Here is a 22575-nt window from a genome sequence, read left to right on the forward strand (position 1 = left end):
TCTAGCGGCTTCGGCCAACATGATCAGGCGATAGGCGCCCGCTTCGCTCACGTCGAGTTCGCTTAACGCGGCGGCCAAATGCGCCATCGCGACGTCGTAATGCGAGTCGTCCGGATGAAGCTTCATCAAAAACCAATGCGCCGGGCATAACAAGTGGTTCGCCCGGATTTCCTTTGCGCCGACGATGTCCGGCAAAGACGCGAAATCCTGGCCGGCCGGCCACCTGGGCTTGGCATTGCCGCGTCCGAAGGCCGCCACGAAAAAAGCGTCCAACAACTTCGACGCGTCGGCATCGCTGGATAAGGCCACGTTCAAATAGCCCTTTAGCGCGGTGGCGTGTTCTGCAACCGGGCGGTTATTGAAAAAGCGGTTGATCCGATAATCGTCGAGCATTTTTTCGCAAACACGGTCGGCGATGGCACCGATCAAACCCGCATCGCTCAACTCGGAACGGGCGGAAGGTAGCGCGGAAACCACGGTAGTCGTCATGGTCGTCTCCTGACGATCTGATCAGTAACCGGAGTCTTCCAGTCCGGTTCGGGTTGTCAAATCGCTCCGAGCCGGGATGTTGAAATGATGCTTTCCACGGCCGCGCGCTGCTCGGCGATGCTATCGCACAGCCGAAACTGCGCCACGGCGCGGCGCAAGTTGTGTAACGGATCGCTGACTTTGAAATAGCGGCTGCCGTCCAGATAATCGCTGAAAAACCGCAAGCCCAATTCGAACGGAATCAGCCAGATGGCCGCGTACAGGGATTCGTCGGCGGCAGCGTCGATAACGTCGCCGCAGACCGTCAAGTAACCGCCGAGAACGCGCCGCGCGGTGGCCAGGTCGAAACGGTCGCCTTCCGCGTGGCAGCAGGAACGCAGACAATCGCCGATGTCGTAATGCGGCAGGCCGGGCTTGACGGTATCCAGATCGATCAGGCCGAGGATGCTGTCGCCACCGGGACGGAATAGAAAATTATTGAGTTTGGGATCGCCGTGGATCACCCGTTCGGACAGCTCGCCGCGCTGCTTGGCCTGTTCCAGCACCGGAATAGTGGCGGCATGGCGCTCGATATAGGCAACGCATTTTCGAAAATCCGCATCGGCGGCCACCCGCAACGGCTGCTGGAGACGCCGCAGATAAGTCTGGTAATAGCTGGGCGTGATATGAAAACCGGGCAAGGTATCGTGCAGTGCATCGCCCGCTAAATCCGCGCACAAGCGGTGAAACCGGGCCAGGGCTTCGCCGACGGCCGCCGCTTCGGCCGGGCGGCTGAGCGTCTCCCGGCTTTCCGACGGACCGAGGTATTCCAGCGCTCGCCAATATTGGCCCCGATCGTCGATCAAAACGTCGGTGCCGTCCGCGCCGGCCAACAAAGCCGGCACCCGCAAGCCGCTCGCCTCGGCGTGCCGCGCGGCGTGCGCCGCCAGCCGCCGCAAATTGTCGATCACCCAATCCGGCCGAGCGAACACCTCGGAGTTCAAGCGTTGCAGTACGAATCGCCCGGTCGCGGTGACCGCCGCGTAGGTGTCGTTGATCAGGCCATTGCCGAGCGGTTCGACGGCCAGCACCGGCTGCCCGCCGGCAAAATGCTCGGCAATGCCGCGCGGACTATTCACCAGCCGTCGAGCTGGCGGCGCAGGTCTTGCAAAGCCTGGCCGCGATGGCTGACGGCATTCTTTTGTTCCGGTGCCAGTTGCGCCGAAGAACTTGCGTATGTCTCGACCCAAAACAACGGGTCGTAGCCAAAGCCGTTGCCGCCGAGTGGTTCGTGCAGAATGCGCCCTTCCCAAACGCCCTGAGCGATGATCGGCGTCGGATCGTCGGCATGGCGCATGAACACCACCACGCAAACGAAGCGGGCCGTGCGCTGTTGGTCGGGCACGCTCCGCAGGGCATCGAGCAGCTTAGCGTTGTTGTCGCTATCCGACGCACCAAGGCCCGCGTAGCGGGCCGACAGCACGCCGGGCGCGCCGGCCAACGCATCGACCACCAGCCCGGAATCGTCGGCGATCGCCGGCAGTCCGCAATGGCGCGCCGCGTTGCGGGCCTTGATGATGGCGTTTTCGACGAAGGTCGAACCGGTTTCCTCCGGCTCGACGACTTGAAATTGCGACTGCGGCAGAATCAAATCGTTTTGCAGTATCGCCTGAATTTCCCGAATCTTGCCGGCGTTTCCGCTGGCCAACACGATAGAGCTCACGCGGCGGCCGGCGTCTTGGCGGCCTGCAACGCCACCGCCTGCTTGTCCAGCAACTGGCGAATGCCGTGTTCGGCCAGTTCCAGCATCGCATTGAGTTCGTCCTTGCGGAATGCGTGGCCCTCGGCGGTGCCCTGGATTTCGATAAAGGCGCCGGCATCATTCATCACCACGTTCATATCGGTTTCGGCCTGACTGTCCTCGGCGTAATCCAGATCCAGAACCGGCACGCCACCGTAGATCCCGACCGAAACCGAGGCCACTTGGCCGTGCAGCGGATTTTTCTTGATCCGCTGGGATTTCAGCATGTGCTCGATGGCGATGGACAAGGCCACGAAGCCGCCGGTAATCGACGCGGTGCGGGTACCGCCGTCGGCCTGCAGCACGTCGCAATCGATGGTGATCGTGTTTTCGCCCAAGGCTTTCAGGTCGATGGCGGCCCGCAACGACCGGCCGATCAGGCGCTGAATTTCCAGCGTGCGCCCGCCTTGCTTGCCGCGGCCGGCCTCGCGCTCCATCCGGCTGTGCGTGGAACGCGGCAGCATGCCGTATTCCGCGGTGACCCAGCCTTCGCCCTTGCCCTTCAGGAAGCGCGGCACGCTATTGTCGACGCTGGCGGTACACAAGACCCGAGTATCCCCGAACTCCACCAACACCGAGCCTTCGGCGTGCTTGGTGTAATTGCAGGTGAAGCGTATTTCTCTGAGTTGCTCGGGGGTACGTCCGCTGGGTCTCATCTCGGTCTGCCTAGTCGTAAAATGGCGGGATTATACCCGCAGCAACCGAAGATTTCTTGCCGCCGCCCGGTCGACCAACGCCAACCGGCCAGCATTCCAGAGCCGAGTCTGTGATAATAGCCGCCTGTCGAATCGCTCAGCGTCCTGTCCCCTTCATGCAACGCATTCATTACCACCATGCCGGCCTGGCCGGATTTTTCGGCCTGTTTTTGTTACTGATGGCCTGGCCGACACTGCTGGCACCGCCTAGCCGTTTTCCGACATCGCTGGTGTTGTTGGTCAGCGCCGGCCCGTTGTTGTTACCGATGCGCGGCTTGTTGAATCGCGACCTGAAAAGCTGCACCTGGATGAGCTACCTCAGCTTGCCGTATTTCGTGCATGGTGTGATCGAAGCCTACGTCGATCCCGCCGTTCGGGCCTACGGATTGGCGGAGGTCGGCTTCAGCCTGTTGTTGTGTTTCGGCGCGGGACTTTACGTGTATAAAGCCGAGAAAATCCGGGGCTAGCCGCGATGCAAGTGCCGCTGCAATTCGAGTTCCAGAGCCATCAAACCTTCGCCAGCTTTTACGCCGGCCGCAACGCGGAAATCGTCGACCAGCTGCAATGCGTGGCGACCCCAAACGGCGAGCAGCAATTGTATATCTGGGGCGATACCGGCAGCGGCAAGAGCCATCTTTTGCAGGCCTGTTGCCAACACGCCAAGGCGCTGGGCGTGGATCCGTTTTACCTGTGCCTGGCCGGCGAGCCGCTACCGCCGCCCGCCGTGCTGGATGGCCTGGAAGACATGGCGCTGGTCTGCCTGGACGATTTGCCGGTTCTAGCCGGGAACGCCGATTGGCAGCAGGCTTTGTTTAATTTCTACAACCGCCACCGCCAAAACGGACACAAACTGGTATTAGCCGCGGATTGCCCGCCCAAATTCCTGCCTTTCGAATTGCTGGATTTGAAAACCCGAATGGGCTGGGGACTGACGTTAAAAATCCAGAGTTTGCGCGACGACCAGTTGATCGCGGCTTTAAATCACAAGGCGCATTTTCTGGGTTTCGACATTCCGGCATCGGTCGGGCGATTTTTACTGGCCCACTATGTCCACGATTTACCCTCGCTTTGGCTGTTATTGGACAAAATCGACCAAGCGACCTTAGCGGCCAAGCGCAAACTGACCGTGCCGTTCCTGAAACAAATTCTGGCGGGTGAGCTATGAGCAACAAAGTATTGGTGGTGGGCAGCGGGGCGATCGGCGGCTTTTACGGCGCGCTGCTGGCCAAGGCCGGCGCCGACGTGACGATGACCTGCCGCACGGATTTCGAGACCGTTAAGCGCCGCGGCTTTCGCGTTGACAGCCGGGAACTGGGCAGTTGGCGGTTTTTCCCGCGGCGCCTCGTGCAACGCGCCTCCGAATACGGCGGCGAGCCGGATTTCCTGCTGCTGTGTACCAAGGTCAAGCCGGGGTTGGACCGCGCGGAATTGATCCGTGACGCGGTCGGGCCGCATACCGCGATCGTCTTCATTCAAAACGGCGTCGACATCGAAGCGGAGCTGCAAGCCGCGTTTCCCGATAACGAACTGATCAGCGGCCTGGCCTTCGTTTGCTGCAACCGGATCGCGCCTGGCGAGATTCAACATCTGGCCTACGGCCGGCTGCTGCTGGGCAATATGCCGGGCGGCGTCTCGGACAAAACCCGCCGGCTGGTGGAGTTGTATCGGACCAGCGGCATCGAAGCCGAGACTTGCGAAGACATCATCGGCGGCCGCTGGCAAAAATGCGTCTGGAACGCGCCGTTCAATCCGCTGTCGGTTTTGTCCGGCGGCTTGGCGCCTCAGACAATCCTGCAGAGCCAGGAAAGCTTGATTCGACGCATCATGCTCGAGGTCGTGGCGATCGCGGAAGCCGCCGGCCATCCGTTGCCGGCCGACATCGTCGAGCGCAATATTGCCATGACCCGCGACATGCCGCCTTACAAAACCAGCATGCTGTTGGATTTCGAAAACGGCCAGAGTATGGAAACCGAGGCGATACTCGGCAACACCGTCCGCGCCGCCGAACGTCTGGGGTTGGACGTACCATGCCTGCAAACCTTATACGCCATGATGCGACTTCAAGAACAACGATTGGCGGCGCGCCCAGCCGGAAAAACCCAATAACTCAATTGGCGTTCCGTTTTTACCGATTTTTCGGTTAGAATGTGAAGATTTTCATTGACCTTGTCTTTGAAGAAGCCGCTCGCTGACTTCCAAGTTGCTTGGAAAGTGGAGTCCGGCCGCATACTTCGCTAGAACAGCAGCTATGTGACCCACTAAAACCGTGGCAATGGTGCTGGGGTTAAAGAATTTTTATGTCCATTTTTAGAGTATAACCATGACTGATCTATCGCTTTATAGAAACATCGGGATCTTCGCTCACGTCGATGCCGGTAAAACCACCACCACCGAGCGGATTTTGAAGCTGACCGGAAAAATCCACAAAATCGGTGAAGTACACGATGGTGCGGCGACCACAGACTTCATGGTGCAAGAGCAAGAACGCGGCATCACCATTCAATCGGCGGCGACCACCTGCATGTGGCCGGGCAGCACCAACCAATTTCCAGCGCATCGCTTCAACATCATCGACACCCCGGGCCACGTCGACTTTACGATCGAAGTGTATCGTTCGCTGAAAGTGTTGGACGGCGGTATCGGCGTATTCTGCGGTTCCGGCGGCGTTGAACCGCAATCCGAAACCAACTGGCGTTATGCGAACGACTCCAAAGTCGCTCGCGTCATCTACGTTAACAAACTGGACCGGCTGGGAGCCAACTTCTATCGCGTCGTCAAGCAAGTCGAAGACGTTCTGGGCGCTAAACCGGTCGTGATGACCTTGCCGATCGGCGAGGAAGAAAACTTCGTCGGCGTGGTCGATTTGCTGACCCGTAAAGCTTGGGTCTGGGATAACTCCGGCGATCCGTTGAAATACGAAATCAAGGACGTGCCGGCCGATATGGTCGAGCAAGTCGAAGAATGGCGCGCCAAATTGATCGACCAAGTCGCCGATCAGGATGACGACATCATGGAAAAATATCTGGAAGGCGAAGAACCGACCATCGAAGAGATCAAACACTGCATCCGCAAAGGCACGATCGCGATGGACTTCTTCCCAACCTTTTGCGGCTCTTCGTTCAAAAACAAAGGCGTGCAATTGGTATTGGACGGCGTCGTCGAATACCTGCCGAATCCGACCGAAGTCAACCCGCAACCGGAAACAGACATCGAAGGCGTACCGACCGGCGAACATGCGATCGTCGATCCCGAGCGTCCTTTCCGCGGTCTGGTTTTCAAAATCATGGACGACCGTTTCGGCGCGCTGAACTTTGTCCGGATTTACTCCGGCAAATTGAAAAAAGGCGACACCGTCTTGAACACCTACACCGGCAAAACCGAACGGGTCGGCCGGATGGTGGAAATGCACGCCGACGACCGTAACGAAATCGAAACCGCGCAGGCCGGCGACATCGTCGCGCTGATCGGTTTGAAGAGCGTACAAACCGGCCACACCTTGTGCGACCCCGACAAGCCGGCCACATTGGAGCCGATGGTATTCCCGGACCCCGTCATCTCGATCGCGATTTCGCCCAAAGACAAAGGCAGCAACGAGAAAATGGGTATCGCGATCGGCAAAATGGTGGCGGAAGACCCGTCATTCCGCGTCGAAACCGACCAGGAATCCGGCGAAACCATTATCAAGGGCATGGGCGAGCTACACTTGGATATTAAAGTGGATATCCTGAAACGGACCCACGGCGTTGACGTTAACGTCGGCAAGCCGCAAGTCGCCTACCGCGAAACCATCACCAAACGGATTGAAGACGAATACGTCCATAAAAAACAATCCGGTGGTTCAGGCCAGTACGCAAAAATCAACTACATCATCGAGCCGGGCGAGCCGGGTAGCGGCTTCCAGTTCGAATCCAGCGTCGTCGGCGGTAACGTACCTCGCGAATACTGGCCTGCGGTCGAAAAAGGCTTCAAAGCCAGCATCGAGAAAGGTGTGTTGGCCGGCTTCCCCTGCTTGGACTTCAAAGTCAACCTGACAGACGGCGCCTTCCACGCGGTTGACTCGTCATCCATCGCCTTTGAAATCGCCGCCCGCGCCGCGTACCGTCAATCGATTCCGAAAGCCGGTCCGCAATTATTGGAGCCGATCATGAAAGTTGACGTATTCACCCCGGAAGCTCACGTCGGCGACGTGATCGGCGACTTGAACCGTCGCCGCGGCATGATCAAATCGCAAGATCCCGGCGTGACCGGCGTGCGCATCAAGGCCGACGTGCCGCTGAGCGATATGTTCGGTTACATCGGCGACCTGCGGACCATGACCTCCGGTCGCGGCCAGTTCTCGATGGAATTCTCGCATTACATCGCCTGCCCGAAAAACGTGGCCGACGAAGTGATCAAGGAAGTCAACGAACGCAACAAAAACAAAGACAAGTAAACAGTGGAGCAGCTCCGAGGCCGCAAGGTCTCGGAGCTGCCTTTTTTGCGATTTGGCCGCCTGTCTTTCAGGAGTCTCTTTAACGATAAAGCTTACGCGATGTACGTTAGCTTAATCCCGCACCCCACTTTGGGAGAACACTATGGCATTTGTAATTACCGAAAACTGCATCAAATGCAAATATACCGATTGCGTCGATGTCTGCCCTGTTGACTGCTTTCACGAAGGCCCCAATTTTCTGGTTATCGATCCCGACGAATGCATCGACTGCACGCTGTGCGAACCGGAATGCCCGGCCGGCGCGATTCACGCCGAGGATGAACTGCCGGAAGGCCAAGAGCACTTCGCGGCATTGAACGCCGAACTGGCCAAATCCTGGCCGCTGATCACCGAAGTCAAGGACGCGATGGCGGACGCCGACGAATGGAACGGCAAGCCGGACAAGTTTAAATTGTTGGAAAAATAATCGCTCTCACAGGCTATCAGGAGCGCCGCAACATCGCCGGCGCTCCTCCTGCTAGAAACTAAGCGAGTCTCTCAAAGTATTAAATCTCGCCCTTCTCGACGACGGGCATAATCCAGTAATGAATACCCGAACCGGCGAATTCGGACTTTAACCGTTCCAGCAGCGCCGAGATCACGATTTTTTCGGAATAAATCTGGAAGCTGGTATTTCTGGGTTCGGCTTCATCATGCTCGCTGGGCAGCTTAACGATTTTGTGACCGGCCGCATCCCCGTTCAAGCGCATGGTTTCAAACTCGTCCAGGCACTCCATCACCGCCGCTTCCATATCGCCGGGCACGACAAACGAAATCGAAAACTGCTGATGCTGCAGCGTGTTGACGAAGTCGTCCTCGCTATTGAAGCGATCCGATGCATTTTTGACGACTTGCAGAAATTTGCCGCGCCGCCGGTCGCCCTTGCGTTTTTCGACAAATTCATTATCGGCGCGCTGATGTTGCCGGGGATCGTTGTACCAACTGCGATGATAATAGGGTCTAACGACCACCATCCGGCCGTTGAAGCGCCGGTTTTTCAAGCCCTTGATGACCCGTTGCACGGTCAGCTCCGAATCCAGCGTCACCAATCCGTGATACTCCATCGTACCGAAGCGACTGTCCTGCAAAGCCAGAATCTGCACGTCCACTATCCGGCCAGGCTTCAGGAAAAAACCGCTTTTCAAAGCCGGACTAATGAATTCAGTGATTTCAGAGTGTCTGGTGTTGGCCGGAATTCTTCTCAGAAATATGTTCATCGGTTCGCTTGCAAAGTGACGGGGTCGGTTTTTTAAACATACGAGGCAACTGTAGCATTCCGCACTGAATTCTGCATACCTCGCGGTCAGATTTTTCCGCGCTCCAACGCCGGCAACAACCAATACTTTAAGCCAGCGCCGGCGAAGTCCGCTTTTAGCTTAGTCAATAACCCGGAAATGTTGGTTTTTTCTATGAAAATTTGGAAACGGACCTTACGCCGATAGCCGCTGACCTGTTCGGCCAGCGACATGCTCCGGTCGTCCGCATCATGAGTATTCGCCGGCATGCAGGAAAAACTTTGCCGCCACGCCAATGCCAACAAAAAGTCCACGAATTGCTCCTCCAGATCGGGAGGGACCTCGACTATTAGCAGATAAGCCTCATGATTCATTCGACAATCTCCTCTCCTCGCCCGTAAGCGCGATACAGAATAGGCAGCAAAATCAACGTCAACAGCGTCGACGACACCAGACCGCCGGTAACCACGATGGCCAACGGCCGCTGCACTTCCGATCCAGGCCCCGAGGCAAACAATAGCGGGATCAAGCCAAACGCCGCAATGCTTGCCGTCATCAACACCGGACGCAACCTGCGGCACGAACCGACAATCACGACTCGCGACAATTCCATGCCGGTCGCGCAGAGCTGGTTAAAGTAGCTGACCATCACGACGCCGTTCAATACCGCGATACCGAGTAGCGCAATAAAGCCGACCGAGGCTGGCACCGACAAATACTCCCCGGACAACCACAGCCCGAACACGCCTCCCACCATCGCCAGCGGAATGTTGGACAACACTAGCAAGGCTTGCCGCACCGAACCGAAGGTCGAAAACAACAATAGGAAGATCAACCCAAGCGCCAACGGGATCACCAAACCAAGTCTGGCGGCGGCACGTTGTTGATTCTCGAATTGGCCGCCGAATTCAACGTGAAACCCGGTCGGTAGCCGGACGCGCTCGGCGACCGTTTTGCGAGCCTCGTCGACGAAACCGACCAGATCGCGCTCTTCGACATTGCAGCGAATCACCACAAAGCGCTGGCCTTTTTCCCGGTCTATCGACACGACGCCTTCCACCGCTTCGATTTTCGCCACCGCCGAAATCGGTACGTGGCTGCCGCTCGGCAGCGTGATTTGCAGATTGTCGAAGTTCGCGGTGTTGCTGGCGCCGCGCAGCAACAGCGGCGTGCGCTTGACGCCTTCCTGCACGATACCAAGCTGCAAACCTTCGATCTGCGCTCTGAGCAGGTTCTCGATCCCTTCCGCATCCAAACCGTAACGGCCGGCCGCCGACCGGTCGATTTTCAATTGCAGAAATTGCATGCCTTCGTTCTTGCGAGTGAACACGTCGCTGGCGCCAGGTATCGTCTTCAATACAGTCTCGATTTCCTCGGCCTTATGATTCAACATATTCAGGTCCCCACCGAACAGTTTAATCGCCACGTCGCCGCGCGTGCCGGTCAACATTTCGGAAACCCGCATTTCGATGGGCTGGGTAAACCCGAACGCAATGCCCGGCGTGTGCGGCATGACCTTGCGGACTTCCTCAATCAGGGCTTCCTTGGTAGGCATCCGCCACTCGGCTTTCGGTTTCAGGATCAAAAAGGTATCGGTGTCGTTAAGGCTCATCGGATCCAAACCCAATTCGTCGGTACCGACCCTGGACACCACATGCGCCACTTCCGGGACATGTTCGAGTATATTTTTCTGCACTCGCACATCCAGCGCCACCGAATCCGCCAATGTAATCGACGGCAACTTTTCGAGTTGCACGATAATGTCGCCTTCGTCCATCGTCGGTATGAAGGTGCTGCCGATCCGGCTGAAAACCAGTATCGTTGCCAGCAACAATCCGCCGGCGACGACAAATACCGTTTTGGCGTTTGTCAGGCACCACGCCAGCACAGGCTGATACAGGGCCAGCAATTTACGCGGCAACCAAGGCTCTTCGTGCGATACATTCTTCAACAAGAAAGAAGCCAACACCGGAACCACCGTCAACGACAACAGCAAGGAACCACTCAATGCGAACACGATGGTCAGCGCGACCGGGCCGAACAATTTGCCTTCCAGCCCTTGCAGCGTCAACAACGGCAAAAATACGATGACGATAATCAGAATACCCGACGTCACCGGCGCGGCAACTTCCCGAGTTGCCCGGTAAATCAGGTGCAGACGCGGCAAACACTCGGCTTTGCGATGGTCGGCGAGTTGGGTGATGATGTTTTCGACGACGACGACGGCACCGTCCACCAGCATGCCGATCGCAATCGCCAAGCCGCCCAGACTCATTAGATTCGCCGACATGCCGAAGGTCTGCATCAGGATAAAGGTAATCAGCGCCGCCATCGGCAACGCCAAGGCCACGGTCACCGCGGCCCGCAAATCGCCTAAAAACACAATCAGCAAAATCACGACCAGGACGATGGCTTCGAGCAGTGCCTTGGATACGGTCTCGACGGCCTTGCCGACCAACACACCCCGGTTGTAGAACACATTGATCCGAACGCCTTCGGGCAAGCTGGGCTGCAATTGCGTCAACTTTTCCTCGAGCAGCGCGATGGTCCGCCTGGCATTGGCGCCGCGCAAGCCCAGCACCACCGCAGTCACCGCTTCGCCGGCCCCATCCTTGCTGACCGCGCCGTAACGGGTTAGAGCGCCTATCCTGACATCGGCGATGTCTTCGACCTTCACCGGCAGACCGTCGCGCTCGGCGACCACGATGGTCGCGATGTCGCGCTCGTCGCGAATCCTGCCTTCCGCCCGGACGATCAGTGCCTCCTCGCCCTCGGTCAAACGCCCGGCGCCGTCGTTGGCATTGTTCTTTTTCAACGCGGAACTGAGTTGTTCGATGTCGATGTGGCGCGCCGCCATCCGAATGTTGTCCGGCACCACTTCGAAGCTGCGGACTTCGCCGCCCAAGGCGTTGACATCCGCCACGCCCTTGACGGTCCGCAAGGCCGGCCGTATCGTCCAATCCAGCAATTCGCGGCGCTGCATCAAACTTAAATCGCCGCCTTCGATCGCGAACATGAACATCTCGCCCAGCGGAGTCGTCATCGGCGCGATGCCGCCCTGAACGCCGGCCGGCAAATTACCCCAAATCCCGTTCAGCCGCTCCGCCACTTGCTGCCGCGCCCAATAAATATCGGTGCCTTCCTCGAAGTCGAGCGTGATGTCGGTGATCGCGTATTTGGCCAGCGAGCGCAGCATGACTTGATGCGGAATCCCCAGCAGCTCGACTTCGACAGGCGCGGTAATCCGGGCTTCGACCTCTTCCGGCGTCATGCCGTTGGCCTTGACGATAATCTTGACCTGGGTCGGCGACACCTCCGGAAACGCGTCGATCGGGATATTACTGAAGGCGTAATAGCCACCGCCGGTCAACAACGCGACAGCGAGCATGACCAACAGGCGCTGGATCAGCGCAAAGCGGATCAAACCCGCCATTATTCGCCGCTCCCTAAGCCCAACCAGTTCGCCTTCAACGCCACCGCGCCCTTAACGGCAATCTGCTCGTTACCGGTCAGCGGACCGGTCACCAAGGCCGCGTCGGCTTGCTTGCCAGCCACGGCCACCTCGGTGACCGCGAATCCCTCGGCATTGCGCACGAATAAATAACTATGGCCTTCATTTTGCGCCAATGCGGTGTTCGGCACCCGAAAACCGGTCTGACCGCCGCCGCGAAGCAGCTTGACGTTAACACTTTGACCGACGCGCAAGTCTTCGGTCTTGCCCTCGAGCACGGCGCGGGCGGCAACGGTTTGGTTGTCGCGGTTGACGCTTTGCCCCAACAAAACGATGCGGGCGACGATGCCGGTATCCTCAACGCCAACGCTGTCCCCGACTTTTACCTGAGCCAATCTTTCCTGCGGAATATTGATTTCCAGCCACAATTGCGAGAGGTCGGCGACCCGGAACAACGGCGTCTGCATATCCAATCGGCTGCCCAACGCGACCAGTCGTTCCAATACAACGCCGTCCAGCGGGGAACGAATCACCAGCTGGTTATTCAAGCGCTTGGTGGTCGCCAGTTGCTTAATCTCGCCAGCCGACATGCCCGCCAGTTCCAGCAATTGTCTGGCTTCGTCGGCCTTGGCCGATTTGCTGCCATGTAGCACTTCGGTTTCTTGGAATCGCCGTTCGGCGATCACACCTTCCCGCAATAACTTTTGGTCGCGGTTTTGTTCGATGTCGGCCAGACTGTGCTCGCTGCCGGCCGTCAAATAAGCCTGTTGCAAGCCAACCAATTCCGGACTGTTCAAAGTCGCCAGCGCTTGCCCCTTGACCACCCGGTCGCCGATATTGACGTGGATCCGGGTAACCAAACCCGCCACGCTGCTGGCGATCAGCGCTTCGCGGTCGGCCGGCACCGCCACGCGCGCCGGCGCATAAAACAACGGAATGTCCGAGCCGGCGGCGAGAGGCGCCACTCGCACATCCAGGTTATCGATTTGCTGTTGGGATATGCGGATCTGAGCCGGCTCCGCGCCCACTCGCCCGCAAAACGCGATGAAAAGACCGCATAAAACCATCGTTCTCACGGCGCGACTCCTACCGCCTGATTATAGAAGGCGATGTTTCGCTCCAACTTGACCTCTTGCAGCTTGGCGTTACGAATCGCCTCCAAGGCTCTGGCTTGAATTTTCAATAAATCCAGCAGATTGATCTCGCCGGCCGAGAAACTGATCTCGGTCATTTTCAGATGGGTTTCGGCGATGTCTTTCAATTCGTTGGCGATCGCCAATTCGGCGCGGGTCACCTCCAGCGCATGCTCGGCTTCGTGCAAATTCTTTTCAAGCTGCCGGTACAAATGTTCGCGTTGGGCCATCGCATTGTTCAATTCCAGATTGGCCTTGGCAATTTCCGGCGCGTTGTAGGCATCGCCGCCGAACAGCATGACGACGTTCACGCCCACGCTTTCCACATTCTGGCCACCTCGGCCGTCGCGTTGGCTTTTGGCGCCTATGCCCAGTTTCGGTTGATTGATCGGGTCGGTGGTGCGTACCCATTCCACCTCGGCGCGGCGCCGCTCGATGATGGCGTTAATCGCTTCCAGCATGGGATGGTCGTTGGCGACCGTGGCGATCTCGCTCTGGCGCTCGCGATAGCTGCTCGGCACCTTGGTTAGCGTGGTCAGGTTGGTGTACGCCTTGCGGCTGTGCATGACTTCGGCTTCCGCCTGCGTCACCAGCGCCCGATTTTGCAAATACTCCCCCTTGGCCAACAGCAAGTCGGCGCGCGGCAAATCGCCGAGCTCGACCCGGCGTTCGACCTTTTTCATCAATTGCTCCGAGATCGACAGCGCGTTTTGCGCCTGCTGCAGGCCGATGTTGGCAATTTCCATATTCCATAAGGCATCTCGCACCAGACGAACCACTTCCAACCTGACCGCGGCCAGCTGTTTTTGCGCGGATGCGCCGGCGCGCTCCGCCACGGTCTGCCCGGCTTCGCGCTGCCCCCATTTCCAGGTGGTGATCTCTACTTGCGCCGAGGCTTCCCGCGACCCCAGATCGTCGGCGACCCGGTCGTCCATGTAGCCCAATTGCAGGGCCGTGGAACCCGCCACCCAACTGTCGCTACGCTCGGTCAGGGCGCCGGCTTCCTGGCTCAGCGCCTCGCTGATCAGGCGATCAGGATATTTTTCCAAGGTTTGTTCGATCAAGCCCGGCAAACTCAGTTGCGGGTCGGTTTCTATCGGATCGAGATGCTCGACGATCAATGGTCCGGCCGGCATTGCTTCAGCCGACGACGGTAACGCGCTGGCCGGCGACTCGGCCCAACACGCGCCAGCTGACAACAACGCGCCGAACAACGCGTTTGGAATATGACGAAATCCGGTCATATTTTTCTCCGAAAATGTAGATATGCAGAAATCCAGAATACCCGATTTGGCTCGGGCGGGCGCCGAAATGCCGAGACGGGCCGAAAATCAGGTCCGTCCGCGGCTCGAGGGTTGACGAATCTAAAGGGGCGGCGCGCGCGAGGAATGCCGACTAATTCCGGGCTGGATGGGTTCCGGAGGGTGATCAAAACGGCGGAATACCGGAATCGCCAACGCGATCGGCAGTTGCCCGAATATTGACCGGTCGAACGCATGGGCTTGATTATCGGCGTAAAATACCGATGAATGCAGATTGATTGCCGAGCCGACTTCGACGACCGCGCTTTGCGCGTGGAACTCATGCGAGATATTCGCTAACACTTTACCGGCGTTGTCGGAACGCCATTGCTCGAATTCATGCAAATGCCAGCCACCGACACCGGCTTCATCGCCGACATGCGCGTGCACCAACGGGGCTACCAATTGCAGCAACACCAAAAGCACCACGAGAAACCGACGCAAGCATGCAACCATTTTGATGTTCAATACTCTGTAGGATGACGGATTCGGGTAAGTTCAGGTTGTTGCCGTATGCATGAACCGGTATTCTACTTGAAAAAGACGATCTTACCCCGACTATCCGTATCGACTTCAACCCACATCAGGCAATCGACACTATGAACCACAAAACGCGTACTTTAGCCGGCTTACTGATCGCCATTGCGTTGGCCTTCGGGGGCATCGACGCTGCCCACGCCAAGCGCATGGGCGGCGGCAAGTCGTTCGGCAGCAAACCCAGTTACAGCGCGCCGTATCAGCGCTCCACGCCCAGCGCGCCGGCCAGCCAACCTATCCGCTCACCCGCTCAACAACAAGCCGCCGCGCAAAATCAGGCTGCCCGGCAAAATTGGGCCGGGCGCGGCGGCCTGATGGGCATGTTGGGCGGATTGGCGCTGGGCGGTTTGCTCGGTTCGATGTTCTTCGGCGGCGCCTTTGAAGGCCTCAACTTTATGGATATCTTGCTATTTGCCGGCATTGCCTTCCTCCTGTATCGGCTGTTTGCCGCGAAATCCGCGCGCCAGCCCGTCGCGGAAGGCGCGCATGCCCGCGAGGCTTACCAAGCCCAAGCGGATACTTCGGACTACCGCCAACCCGCGCAAAACACGGTCGGTTTCAATACCGATTTATTATTCGGCAAAGGCAAGGCGGTCGGCAGCGCCCCAGCGTCGCCCGCGTTCGACGCCGGCAATCTACCGGCCGGTTTCGACGCGAAACTCTTTCTGAACGGCGCGCAAAACGTCTATCGCCATTTGCAAGCGGCCTGGGACCGCCGGGACCTTGCGGAAATCCGCGGGCTGACCACCGACAAAGTGTTCGCCGAGATTCAGGAACAGCTGCGTGCTTCCAGCGAAACCCATCGCACCGAAGTGCTGACGCTGACCGCCGAGTTGCTGGACGTCCGGGAAGTCGGTAGCGAACTTGAAGCCTCGGTTCTGTTCGATGCAACGATCCGCGAAAACGGCGGCGAAGCGAATCCGGTGAAAGAGGCTTGGCATTTCACCAAACCGAAGCACAGTAGCGAGCCGCGCTGGTATCTGGACGGTATCCAACAAATCGAGAATTGAGCATGGCGGCCGACAGTCGCGAGATTCGGCGCCGCTACGACCGGTTGGCCCCCTGGTTCGACAGCCTGGAGAGCGTGCTGGAAGGGCTTTTCTTCCGCCGCTGGCGCAAACGACTTTGGGCCGAAGCCCAAGGTCCGCACATACTCGAAGTGGGCGTCGGCACCGGCAAGAATTTTCCGTTTTACCCGGCCGACGCTCGCGTAACCGCGATAGACTTCAGTCCCAAGATGTTGGCGATTGCCCGACGCAAGCACGAACGCCAGGGCCTGAGCGCGGAACTGGCGCTGATGGACGTGCAGTCCTTGGATTACGCCGATAACTGCTTCGATACCGTGATCGCCAGTTTCGTGTTCTGCTCGGTGCCACTACCGCGCAAGGGCTTGAAGGAGCTTTACCGGGTCTGCAAGCCCGGCGGTCAAGTGCTGCTTTTGGAACACGTGTTGAGCGCGAACCGAGTCATGGCGGCACTGATGCGGCTGGGCAATCCGTTGACGGTCCTACTGTTCGGCGCGAACATCAACCGGGAAACCGTCAAAAACGTCCAATCCTGCCCCTTCCGGCATATTTACGTCGATCCGGCCAGCGGCGACATGATCAAACTGATTCGCGCGGTCAAATAGACCGGCGGCATCCCGGTTTTACGATTTGCCCGCCCCAGTCTAAAATGGCCGAACGCTAATGCAGACGGCTTTGGATTTATGCCACTCTCTCACATCCGGGCGCGAGCGCGCCTCTTACTGCTGTTGGCGGTCGCCGCCAAACCAACTCGCGGCGACGAAGCGCTTTCGGAACTGAAATCGCTGTCTCTCCAGGAATTAAGCGCCAGTACCGTGGCCATCGCCGCCAAGCGCAGCCAGGCGGTCGGCGAAACGCCCACCGCGGTCTTCGTCGTCAATCAGGAAGAAATCCGCCGCTCGGGTTTGCAATCGATCCCGGAGATTCTGCGCCGGGTGCCCGGCCTGGAAGTCGCCCGGGTAGACGGAAATCACTGGGCCATCACCAGCCGAGGTTTCAACGGACTGTACGCCAACAAACTGTTGGTGATGGTGGACGGACGCACCGTCTACGATCCCTTCAACTCCGGCGTGTTCTGGAACGAGCAGGATTATCCGCTCGAGGACATCGACCGTATCGAAGTGATTCGCGGCCCCGCCGCCACCATGTGGGGTTCCAATGCCGTTAACGGCGTCATCAACATTGTCACCCGCTCGGCGCAGGAAACCCAAGGCACGCTGGTCAGCGCCGGCACAAGCCAGGAAGAACCCGGATTCGCCAGTTTCCGCTACGGCGGCAAACTCGACAACGACTTGCATTATCGCGTGTACGGCAAATACAACCACCGCGACCGCTTGCATCTGAACGGCGGCGCCCCGGCTTACGACGCGCTGGACATCGGCAGGGTGGGGTTTCGTAGCGACTGGAACCTGGACGCTCGCCATAACCTGATTGCCCAAGGGGACTATTACAATGGCAATACCGGTCAGACCTTGAGCAATCCGTTGGACGGCATGAACATTTCTCCGGACGCCGGGAAATCTCAGGGCGGCAATCTGTTGCTGCGTTGGCGGCAGGCGCTGGCCGACGACGCTCGCTTGCAAATTCGCGGCTACTTCGACCACGCCACCCGCAACCAGACTTTGCTCGACTATAGCCGCGACACTTTCGACCTGGACATGCAACACGACTTTCCCTGGCAAGACCATCTGTTGACCTGGGGTGCCGGCTACCGTTACGTCGGCGATACGCTCCAACTAGAATCGCCGTTATTGACGATATCCCCAACGCATCGCGACCGGCATTGGTTCAACCTGTTTGCCCAAGATGAGTGGCGCATCCTGGCGGAAGAACTGCGCCTGATTTTGGGCGGCCGGCTCGAACATAACGATTTTAGCGGTTACCAGTTGCAACCCTCCGCCCGCCTGCTTTGGCAGCCGGCTCCCCACCACAGTGCCTGGGCCGGGGTTTCGCGGGCGGTCCGCGTTCCGACGCGCGTCGAACACGACTTGAATACCTTTTTCCCGCTGGGGCCGGGCACGACCGCCAATATTCGCGGCAACCCGAACCTGGCCGCCGAAACGGTCGTCAATTACGAGCTCGGCTACCGTTTCTTTCCCAATTCGGCGTTTAGCGTGGACACCACCTTGTTCTACGGCGACTATAGCCGACTCACCACCACCGAGCCGCTCGATCCCGTCAACGGCAATCGAACAATGACAATCCCGCTGTTGATCGACAATCTGGCATATGGCGAAACCTACGGCTGGGAGTCGGCGGTAAACTGGCGAGCCGCGCAAGCCTGGCGATTGCAAGCCAGCTACAGCCTGTTCGGGATGGCGCTGCACAAACGTCCGCAAAGCCGGGACAGCGCTGCCGAAGCCGCCGAGACCGCCAGCCCCGGCAACCGTTTCAATCTTAGCTCCTACTTGAACCTGCCCCATCAACTGGAATTGGACCTGCACTGGTACTATACCGGCCGCTTGCAAAGCCAAGTCGAGGGCTATCATCGTTTCGACATCCGATTGGGCTGGCAACCCAATTTGCACTTCGAATTAGCGCTCGGCGCGCAGAACTTACTGGACAACCGACACCTGGAATTCTCACCCAGCCCCGATAACGCGTTGATAGCCAGCGAAATCGAGCGCAATTATTATCTGAAAGCCACGGTGCGCTACTAAATGCCGCGACACCCGAACACCAGCGTCGATAAACCCCGGCTTCGTGGCCCCGCCAGAGGCCCCCGGCTCGGCTGGCTGCTGAGTTGGCTGCTTTCCGGTCTCGTTTGCGCCGCCGATCAACATCAATTTAGCGAATACGAACTGAAAGCCGCTTTCTTATACAACTTCGCCTATTTCGCCAGCTGGCCGGAAGGCGACAATCGGGAGGACTTCAAAATTTGCAGCTATTCCGCCTCGCCGGTGACGCCGGTGTTAGCCAAATTGGTTGACGGTGAACGGCTGCACGACCGCCCGTTTCGGCTCATTGTCGATCCGGGCGCCGATCGACTGAGCGAATGCCAGATTTTGTATATTCCATTGCAGCAGGAGCGAATATTGGCCGCCGCGCTGGAACAAATTAAACCGTATCCGGTGCTGACCGTCAGCGACATACCGGATTTCGAGCAACGCGGCGGCATGATTCGACTCGCTAGCGAGGGTCAGCGCATCGTACCGGTGATCCAGCTGCGCAATGTCACGAACGTTAACCTGCGAATCAGCTCCAAGTTGCTGCGCAGCTCCCATTTGGCCGAGTAAACGTCGCCATGCCCAGCGGTACGCCATCCATCAGGCAAAAAATTCTGGCGATGGCACTCGCCACCGCGTTGTTGACCGGGATGCTGTCGTTATCGTTTTTTCTGGTCACCGATTTTCATCAACAGCGGCAAACCTTGCTGGAGCAAAGCAAGTTGTTGTCGCGCATCCTGGCCAGCAATGTCGCCGCCACGCTGGTTTACCGCGATCCGGCCACCGCGACCGAGGTATTAGCCGCGTTGAAGGAGAAATCCGATGTGGTCTCCGCCCGCGTGTTCACGCCCGACCGCCAGATCTTCGCGGAATATCGCAGTCGTTTAAACCAACACGCGGCGTTATTGGCCGAAATCGATCACGAGGATCCGGCGTCTTGGCGCCACGCCGTCGACACGCCGTCCGGCGACGAGACCGGCTACCGCTTTAACGACGATGGTCTGACTGTCGTTGTTCCGATCCGACTGGACAGCCGATTGATCGGTTTCATCGACTTGCATCTGTCGCTGGCGGAAACCTCGAAACATTTCAGACGCACGGTCCACGAAGCGGTATCCGGCTTGGCAATCGCGATACTGTTCTCGGTGCTGCTGGCGCGTTGGCTGGGACGCCGGGTCAGCCGCCCGTTGCTGCGGCTGACCCGCAGTATCGAACAAGTCAGCCGTAACCATAGTTTCAACACCCGCCTGACTGCCGACAGCCGCGACGAAACCGGCGTTTTGATTCGCAGCTTCAACAATATGCTGGACCGACTCGAACAACAGGAACACAACAAGAATGCCCTGATCGTCAAACTGTCGCACGCCAAATGGGAAGCCGAGCGCGCCAACCGCGCCAAATCCGAATTTTTGTCGCGGATGAGCCACGAATTGCGCACGCCGCTGCACGCCATTATCGGTTTCGGCCAATTGTTGGAATCCGACCCCGAACACCCGTTAAGCGCGGAGCAACACGACTCGGTGCGGCATATCCTGAATTCCGGCAACCACTTGCTGGCGCTGATCAGCGAATTATTGGATCTGGCTACCGTGGAAAGCGGCAAACTGAATCTGGCTCCCGGACCGATCGATTGCCGGCCGCTGGTTGAGGAAACCGTCCGACTGGTGTCCCCACAAGTTCATCAGGCCGGACTCCAAATCAGCGTCAGTGGCGGCGAAGCGCTACCGCCGGCGAGCGCCGATCGTTTGCGCTTGAAACAATGCTTGTTGAATTTGCTGTCGAACGCGGTGAAATACAACCGCGCCGACGGCACGATCCGGGTGTCGATCGACCTGGCCGACGGCAGGATCGGCATTGGTATCGAAGATAGCGGCCGCGGCATCACCGCCGAAGACATGCCGCGACTGTTTCAACCCTTCACCCGCTTTCATTTGGAACAGGAAACCATCGAAGGAACCGGTATAGGCCTGTTAATCACCAAACATATGGTGGAGTTGATGGGCGGGGAGCTATCGGTCGCCAGCACGCCCGGCGTGGGCAGCCGCTTCACGATTTTACTGCCGGTCTCGCCCACCGACGCGGGCAAGGCCGAACAAGGGGTTTATACCGGTTACGGGGTGGAACCCGAATCCCGGCAAGACTAGGCCAGGGCAGTCTCCAGCCTCCGTAGCGCGAACCCAAGGGCGGAACCACCGGCGCGCCGGAAGCCGGCGAAGCCGAGGACTATCGCACGGAATTGATCGTGCGCTCCATTTCCTCGCGGCTGAGGTGGCGAACGTCCTTACCCTTGACCATGTAAATCACGTGTTCGCAGACGTTGCAGGCATGATCGCCGATCCGCTCCAGCGCGCGGGCGGTCCAGAGCATATCCAGCGCTCGGGTGATATTGCGCGGATCTTCCATCATTTGCGTGATCAGTTGGCGGGTGATGCTGTTGTATTCGCGATCAACCTTGGCGTCTTGCGCGGTGATCGCGATGACTTCCTCGACATCGTTGCGGGCGTAAGCGTCCAGCGCGCCATTCAACATGCCCTTGACCAGATTCAACAAATGTTCGATTTCGTAATATTTATCCTGGTAATAATCAGTGCCTTCCAGGCGCATCACCATTCGCGCGATCCGGGTGGCTTCGTCGCCGATCCGCTCCAAGTCGGTAATGATCTTGATCGTCGCGATCAACATCCGTAAATCGTAGGCGGCCGGCTGGCGGCGGGCCATGATGTCGGTGCATTCGTGGTCGATTTCCTTTTCCAGCGTATCGACCTGATGATCCTGCAACACCACCTGATCGGCGCTTTCCATGTCGTAACTCATGAAAGCCTTGGTAGCGAGATCGACTTGTTCCTCGACCAAGCCGCCCATCATCATGACCTTGTTGCGCAGTTCCTCCATTTCCTGGTTGAACTGCTGGGAGATGTGTTGTTTGATTTTGCTGTTGTCCATGTTTACCTCCTAGCCGTATCTGCCGGTAATGTAATCTTCGGTTTGTTTTTTAGCCGGGTTGGTAAACAACTCGCTGGTTTCGCCGAACTCGATCAGTTCGCCCATGTACATGAAGGCGGTGTAATCGGACACCCGCGCCGCCTGCTGCATGTTATGGGTGACAATGACGATGGTGTAGTGTTCCTTCAATTCGTTGATCAGTTCCTCGATTTTCAACGTCGAAATCGGGTCCAGCGCCGAGGCCGGCTCGTCGAGCAGAATCACTTCCGGTTCGATCGCGATCGCCCTGGCGATCACCAAACGCTGCTGCTGGCCGCCGGACATACCCAAGGCGTTGTCGTTCAAACGGTTTTTCACCTCGTCCCACAGCGCCGCGCCGCGTAGCGACTTCTCGACCACTTCGTCCAGAACCCGCCGGTCGTTGATGCCCTGGATGCGCAAGCCGTAGGCAACGTTTTCGTAAATCGTCTTCGGAAACGGATTGGGCTTTTGAAACACCATGCCAACCCGGCGGCGCAAGGCCGCGACATTGACCGACTTGTCGTAGATGTCGTCGCCGTCCAGCAGAATTTTGCCGCGAATGCTGACGCCGTCCACCAGATCGTTCATCCGGTTGATGCAACGCAACAAGGTCGATTTACCGCAACCGCTGGGGCCGATGTAAGCCGTGACCTTCTTGCGCGGCATTTCCATGTTGATGCTGTGCAAGGCTTGTTTTTGGCCGTAAAACAGTTCCAAATTCTCGACCTTGATGCAGGTCTCGATCTTGCCGGCATCGGTTCTCTCTTCGCGATTCAGCGCGTTGATGTCAATGCCGTGGGTACGTTTTTGTAGTGTCGTCATGTTATC

General features: G+C 58.2%; 22 protein-coding genes. 10 read left to right on the plus strand and 12 right to left on the minus strand.

Annotated elements, in window-relative coordinates:
• The 4 genes from AC3B8H_RS03010 to rph all read right to left on the minus strand — a co-directional run.
• On the minus strand, positions 1-489 hold a 489-nt coding region (locus AC3B8H_RS03010; protein WP_488440139.1), incomplete at its 3' end, for a globin family protein.
• A 56-nt stretch (positions 490-545) separates the two neighbouring features.
• Positions 546-1607: a phosphotransferase enzyme family protein gene (locus tag AC3B8H_RS03015; protein WP_488440140.1), complete on the minus strand. Its 1062-nt coding sequence runs from the start codon at positions 1605-1607 to the stop codon at positions 546-548.
• Entirely contained in the window at positions 1604-2191 is a 588-nt protein-coding gene (gene rdgB / locus AC3B8H_RS03020; RefSeq protein WP_488440141.1) for an RdgB/HAM1 family non-canonical purine NTP pyrophosphatase, read from the minus strand. The genes AC3B8H_RS03015 and rdgB overlap by 4 nt, the downstream gene beginning before the upstream one ends.
• Positions 2188-2925: a ribonuclease PH gene (gene rph, locus AC3B8H_RS03025; RefSeq protein ID WP_488440142.1), complete on the minus strand. Its 738-nt coding sequence runs from the start codon at positions 2923-2925 to the stop codon at positions 2188-2190. Before rph ends, rdgB begins: the two co-directional genes overlap by 4 nt.
• A 155-nt stretch (positions 2926-3080) precedes the next feature.
• Here rph and AC3B8H_RS03030 point away from each other — a divergent pair, with 155 nt between their 5' ends.
• The 5 genes from AC3B8H_RS03030 to fdxA all read left to right on the plus strand — a co-directional run bounded on the left by AC3B8H_RS03030 (position 3081) and on the right by fdxA (position 7862).
• Entirely contained in the window at positions 3081-3431 is a 351-nt protein-coding gene (locus AC3B8H_RS03030; RefSeq protein ID WP_488440143.1) for a DUF2069 domain-containing protein, read from the plus strand.
• Positions 3432-3436: 5 nt separating this feature from the next.
• Positions 3437-4129, plus strand: a complete 693-nt coding sequence (gene hda, locus AC3B8H_RS03035) for a DnaA regulatory inactivator Hda (RefSeq protein ID WP_488440144.1) — start codon at positions 3437-3439, stop codon at positions 4127-4129.
• On the plus strand, positions 4126-5070 hold the full coding sequence (locus AC3B8H_RS03040) for a ketopantoate reductase family protein (RefSeq protein WP_488440145.1): 945 nt from the start codon (positions 4126-4128) through the stop codon (positions 5068-5070). Before hda ends, AC3B8H_RS03040 begins: the two co-directional genes overlap by 4 nt.
• Positions 5071-5284: 214 nt before the next feature.
• Complete coding sequence (fusA, locus tag AC3B8H_RS03045; protein WP_488440146.1) at positions 5285-7396, plus strand: elongation factor G; 2112 nt, start codon at positions 5285-5287, stop codon at positions 7394-7396.
• Between the two features lie 142 nt (positions 7397-7538).
• Complete coding sequence (fdxA, locus tag AC3B8H_RS03050; protein ID WP_488440147.1) at positions 7539-7862, plus strand: ferredoxin FdxA; 324 nt, start codon at positions 7539-7541, stop codon at positions 7860-7862.
• A gap of 79 nt (positions 7863-7941) precedes the next feature.
• Here fdxA and AC3B8H_RS03055 read toward each other — a convergent pair whose 3' ends face one another.
• From AC3B8H_RS03055 to AC3B8H_RS03080, 6 genes are all read right to left on the minus strand, one after another.
• Positions 7942-8652 (minus strand): DUF3240 family protein, encoded by a 711-nt coding sequence (locus AC3B8H_RS03055; RefSeq protein ID WP_488440148.1) that lies wholly within the window; start codon positions 8650-8652, stop codon positions 7942-7944.
• Positions 8653-8738: 86 nt separating this feature from the next.
• Complete coding sequence (locus tag AC3B8H_RS03060; protein WP_488440149.1) at positions 8739-9044, minus strand: DUF3240 family protein; 306 nt, start codon at positions 9042-9044, stop codon at positions 8739-8741.
• Positions 9041-12103 carry an efflux RND transporter permease subunit gene (locus tag AC3B8H_RS03065; protein WP_488440150.1) on the minus strand — a complete coding sequence of 1021 codons (3063 nt, stop codon included), beginning with the start codon at positions 12101-12103 and terminating at the stop codon, positions 9041-9043. Before AC3B8H_RS03065 ends, AC3B8H_RS03060 begins: the two co-directional genes overlap by 4 nt.
• Positions 12103-13188 carry an efflux RND transporter periplasmic adaptor subunit gene (locus AC3B8H_RS03070; RefSeq protein ID WP_488440165.1) on the minus strand — a complete coding sequence of 362 codons (1086 nt, stop codon included), beginning with the start codon at positions 13186-13188 and terminating at the stop codon, positions 12103-12105. Before AC3B8H_RS03070 ends, AC3B8H_RS03065 begins: the two co-directional genes overlap by 1 nt.
• 5 nt (positions 13189-13193) lie before the next feature.
• A complete protein-coding gene (locus AC3B8H_RS03075) occupies positions 13194-14498 on the minus strand; it encodes a TolC family protein (RefSeq protein WP_488440151.1) in 1305 nt (434 codons plus the stop codon).
• A 120-nt stretch (positions 14499-14618) separates the two neighbouring features.
• The gene (locus tag AC3B8H_RS03080) at positions 14619-15023 is read right to left on the minus strand and encodes a hypothetical protein (RefSeq protein ID WP_488440152.1); all 405 of its coding nucleotides are present in this window, start codon (positions 15021-15023) and stop codon (positions 14619-14621) included.
• Positions 15024-15154: 131 nt separating this feature from the next.
• Between AC3B8H_RS03080 and AC3B8H_RS03085 the strand changes: the two genes are divergently transcribed.
• The 5 genes from AC3B8H_RS03085 to AC3B8H_RS03105 all read left to right on the plus strand — a co-directional run bounded on the left by AC3B8H_RS03085 (position 15155) and on the right by AC3B8H_RS03105 (position 20927).
• The gene (locus AC3B8H_RS03085; RefSeq protein WP_488440153.1) at positions 15155-16102 is read left to right on the plus strand and encodes a Tim44 domain-containing protein; all 948 of its coding nucleotides are present in this window, start codon (positions 15155-15157) and stop codon (positions 16100-16102) included.
• Between the two features lie 2 nt (positions 16103-16104).
• Positions 16105-16722: a class I SAM-dependent methyltransferase gene (locus tag AC3B8H_RS03090; RefSeq protein WP_488440154.1), complete on the plus strand. Its 618-nt coding sequence runs from the start codon at positions 16105-16107 to the stop codon at positions 16720-16722.
• Between the two features lie 78 nt (positions 16723-16800).
• Positions 16801-18777, plus strand: a complete 1977-nt coding sequence (locus AC3B8H_RS03095; RefSeq protein WP_488440155.1) for a TonB-dependent receptor plug domain-containing protein — start codon at positions 16801-16803, stop codon at positions 18775-18777.
• Positions 18778-19353, plus strand: coding sequence for a YfiR family protein (locus tag AC3B8H_RS03100; protein WP_488440156.1), 576 nt, complete (start codon positions 18778-18780; stop codon positions 19351-19353). It begins immediately after the preceding gene.
• A gap of 8 nt (positions 19354-19361) precedes the next feature.
• Positions 19362-20927 carry an ATP-binding protein gene (locus AC3B8H_RS03105; RefSeq protein WP_488440157.1) on the plus strand — a complete coding sequence of 522 codons (1566 nt, stop codon included), beginning with the start codon at positions 19362-19364 and terminating at the stop codon, positions 20925-20927.
• A gap of 79 nt (positions 20928-21006) precedes the next feature.
• On the opposite strand, the gene phoU is transcribed toward AC3B8H_RS03105, so the two are convergent.
• Both phoU and pstB read right to left on the minus strand, forming a co-directional pair.
• Positions 21007-21726 carry a phosphate signaling complex protein PhoU gene (gene phoU / locus AC3B8H_RS03110; protein ID WP_488440158.1) on the minus strand — a complete coding sequence of 240 codons (720 nt, stop codon included), beginning with the start codon at positions 21724-21726 and terminating at the stop codon, positions 21007-21009.
• A gap of 9 nt (positions 21727-21735) precedes the next feature.
• Positions 21736-22569, minus strand: a complete 834-nt coding sequence (gene pstB / locus AC3B8H_RS03115; RefSeq protein WP_488440159.1) for a phosphate ABC transporter ATP-binding protein PstB — start codon at positions 22567-22569, stop codon at positions 21736-21738.
• Positions 22570-22575: the final 6 nt, after the last annotated feature.

The sequence above is a fragment of the Methylomonas sp. BG-2 genome (assembly GCF_057766305.1).

What these genes read in the sequence shown, in the direction of transcription:
- AC3B8H_RS03075 (WP_488440151.1), bottom strand. Translation starts at nt 14,498, where the DNA reads ATGACCGGATTTCGTCATATTCCAAACGCGTTGTTCGGCGCGTTGTTG.
- AC3B8H_RS03085 (WP_488440153.1), top strand. Translation starts at nt 15,155, where the DNA reads ATGAACCACAAAACGCGTACTTTAGCCGGCTTACTGATCGCCATTGCG.
- hda (WP_488440144.1), top strand. Translation starts at nt 3,437, where the DNA reads ATGCAAGTGCCGCTGCAATTCGAGTTCCAGAGCCATCAAACCTTCGCC.
- fusA (WP_488440146.1), top strand. Translation starts at nt 5,285, where the DNA reads ATGACTGATCTATCGCTTTATAGAAACATCGGGATCTTCGCTCACGTC.
- rph (WP_488440142.1), bottom strand. Translation starts at nt 2,925, where the DNA reads ATGAGACCCAGCGGACGTACCCCCGAGCAACTCAGAGAAATACGCTTC.
- AC3B8H_RS03070 (WP_488440165.1), bottom strand. Translation starts at nt 13,188, where the DNA reads ATGGTTTTATGCGGTCTTTTCATCGCGTTTTGCGGGCGAGTGGGCGCG.
- phoU (WP_488440158.1), bottom strand. Translation starts at nt 21,726, where the DNA reads ATGGACAACAGCAAAATCAAACAACACATCTCCCAGCAGTTCAACCAG.
- AC3B8H_RS03100 (WP_488440156.1), top strand. Translation starts at nt 18,778, where the DNA reads ATGCCGCGACACCCGAACACCAGCGTCGATAAACCCCGGCTTCGTGGC.
- pstB (WP_488440159.1), bottom strand. Translation starts at nt 22,569, where the DNA reads ATGACGACACTACAAAAACGTACCCACGGCATTGACATCAACGCGCTG.
- AC3B8H_RS03090 (WP_488440154.1), top strand. Translation starts at nt 16,105, where the DNA reads ATGGCGGCCGACAGTCGCGAGATTCGGCGCCGCTACGACCGGTTGGCC.
- AC3B8H_RS03055 (WP_488440148.1), bottom strand. Translation starts at nt 8,652, where the DNA reads ATGAACATATTTCTGAGAAGAATTCCGGCCAACACCAGACACTCTGAA.
- AC3B8H_RS03060 (WP_488440149.1), bottom strand. Translation starts at nt 9,044, where the DNA reads ATGAATCATGAGGCTTATCTGCTAATAGTCGAGGTCCCTCCCGATCTG.
- AC3B8H_RS03065 (WP_488440150.1), bottom strand. Translation starts at nt 12,103, where the DNA reads ATGGCGGGTTTGATCCGCTTTGCGCTGATCCAGCGCCTGTTGGTCATG.
- AC3B8H_RS03040 (WP_488440145.1), top strand. Translation starts at nt 4,126, where the DNA reads ATGAGCAACAAAGTATTGGTGGTGGGCAGCGGGGCGATCGGCGGCTTT.
- fdxA (WP_488440147.1), top strand. Translation starts at nt 7,539, where the DNA reads ATGGCATTTGTAATTACCGAAAACTGCATCAAATGCAAATATACCGAT.
- AC3B8H_RS03030 (WP_488440143.1), top strand. Translation starts at nt 3,081, where the DNA reads ATGCAACGCATTCATTACCACCATGCCGGCCTGGCCGGATTTTTCGGC.
- AC3B8H_RS03095 (WP_488440155.1), top strand. Translation starts at nt 16,801, where the DNA reads ATGCCACTCTCTCACATCCGGGCGCGAGCGCGCCTCTTACTGCTGTTG.
- AC3B8H_RS03105 (WP_488440157.1), top strand. Translation starts at nt 19,362, where the DNA reads ATGCCCAGCGGTACGCCATCCATCAGGCAAAAAATTCTGGCGATGGCA.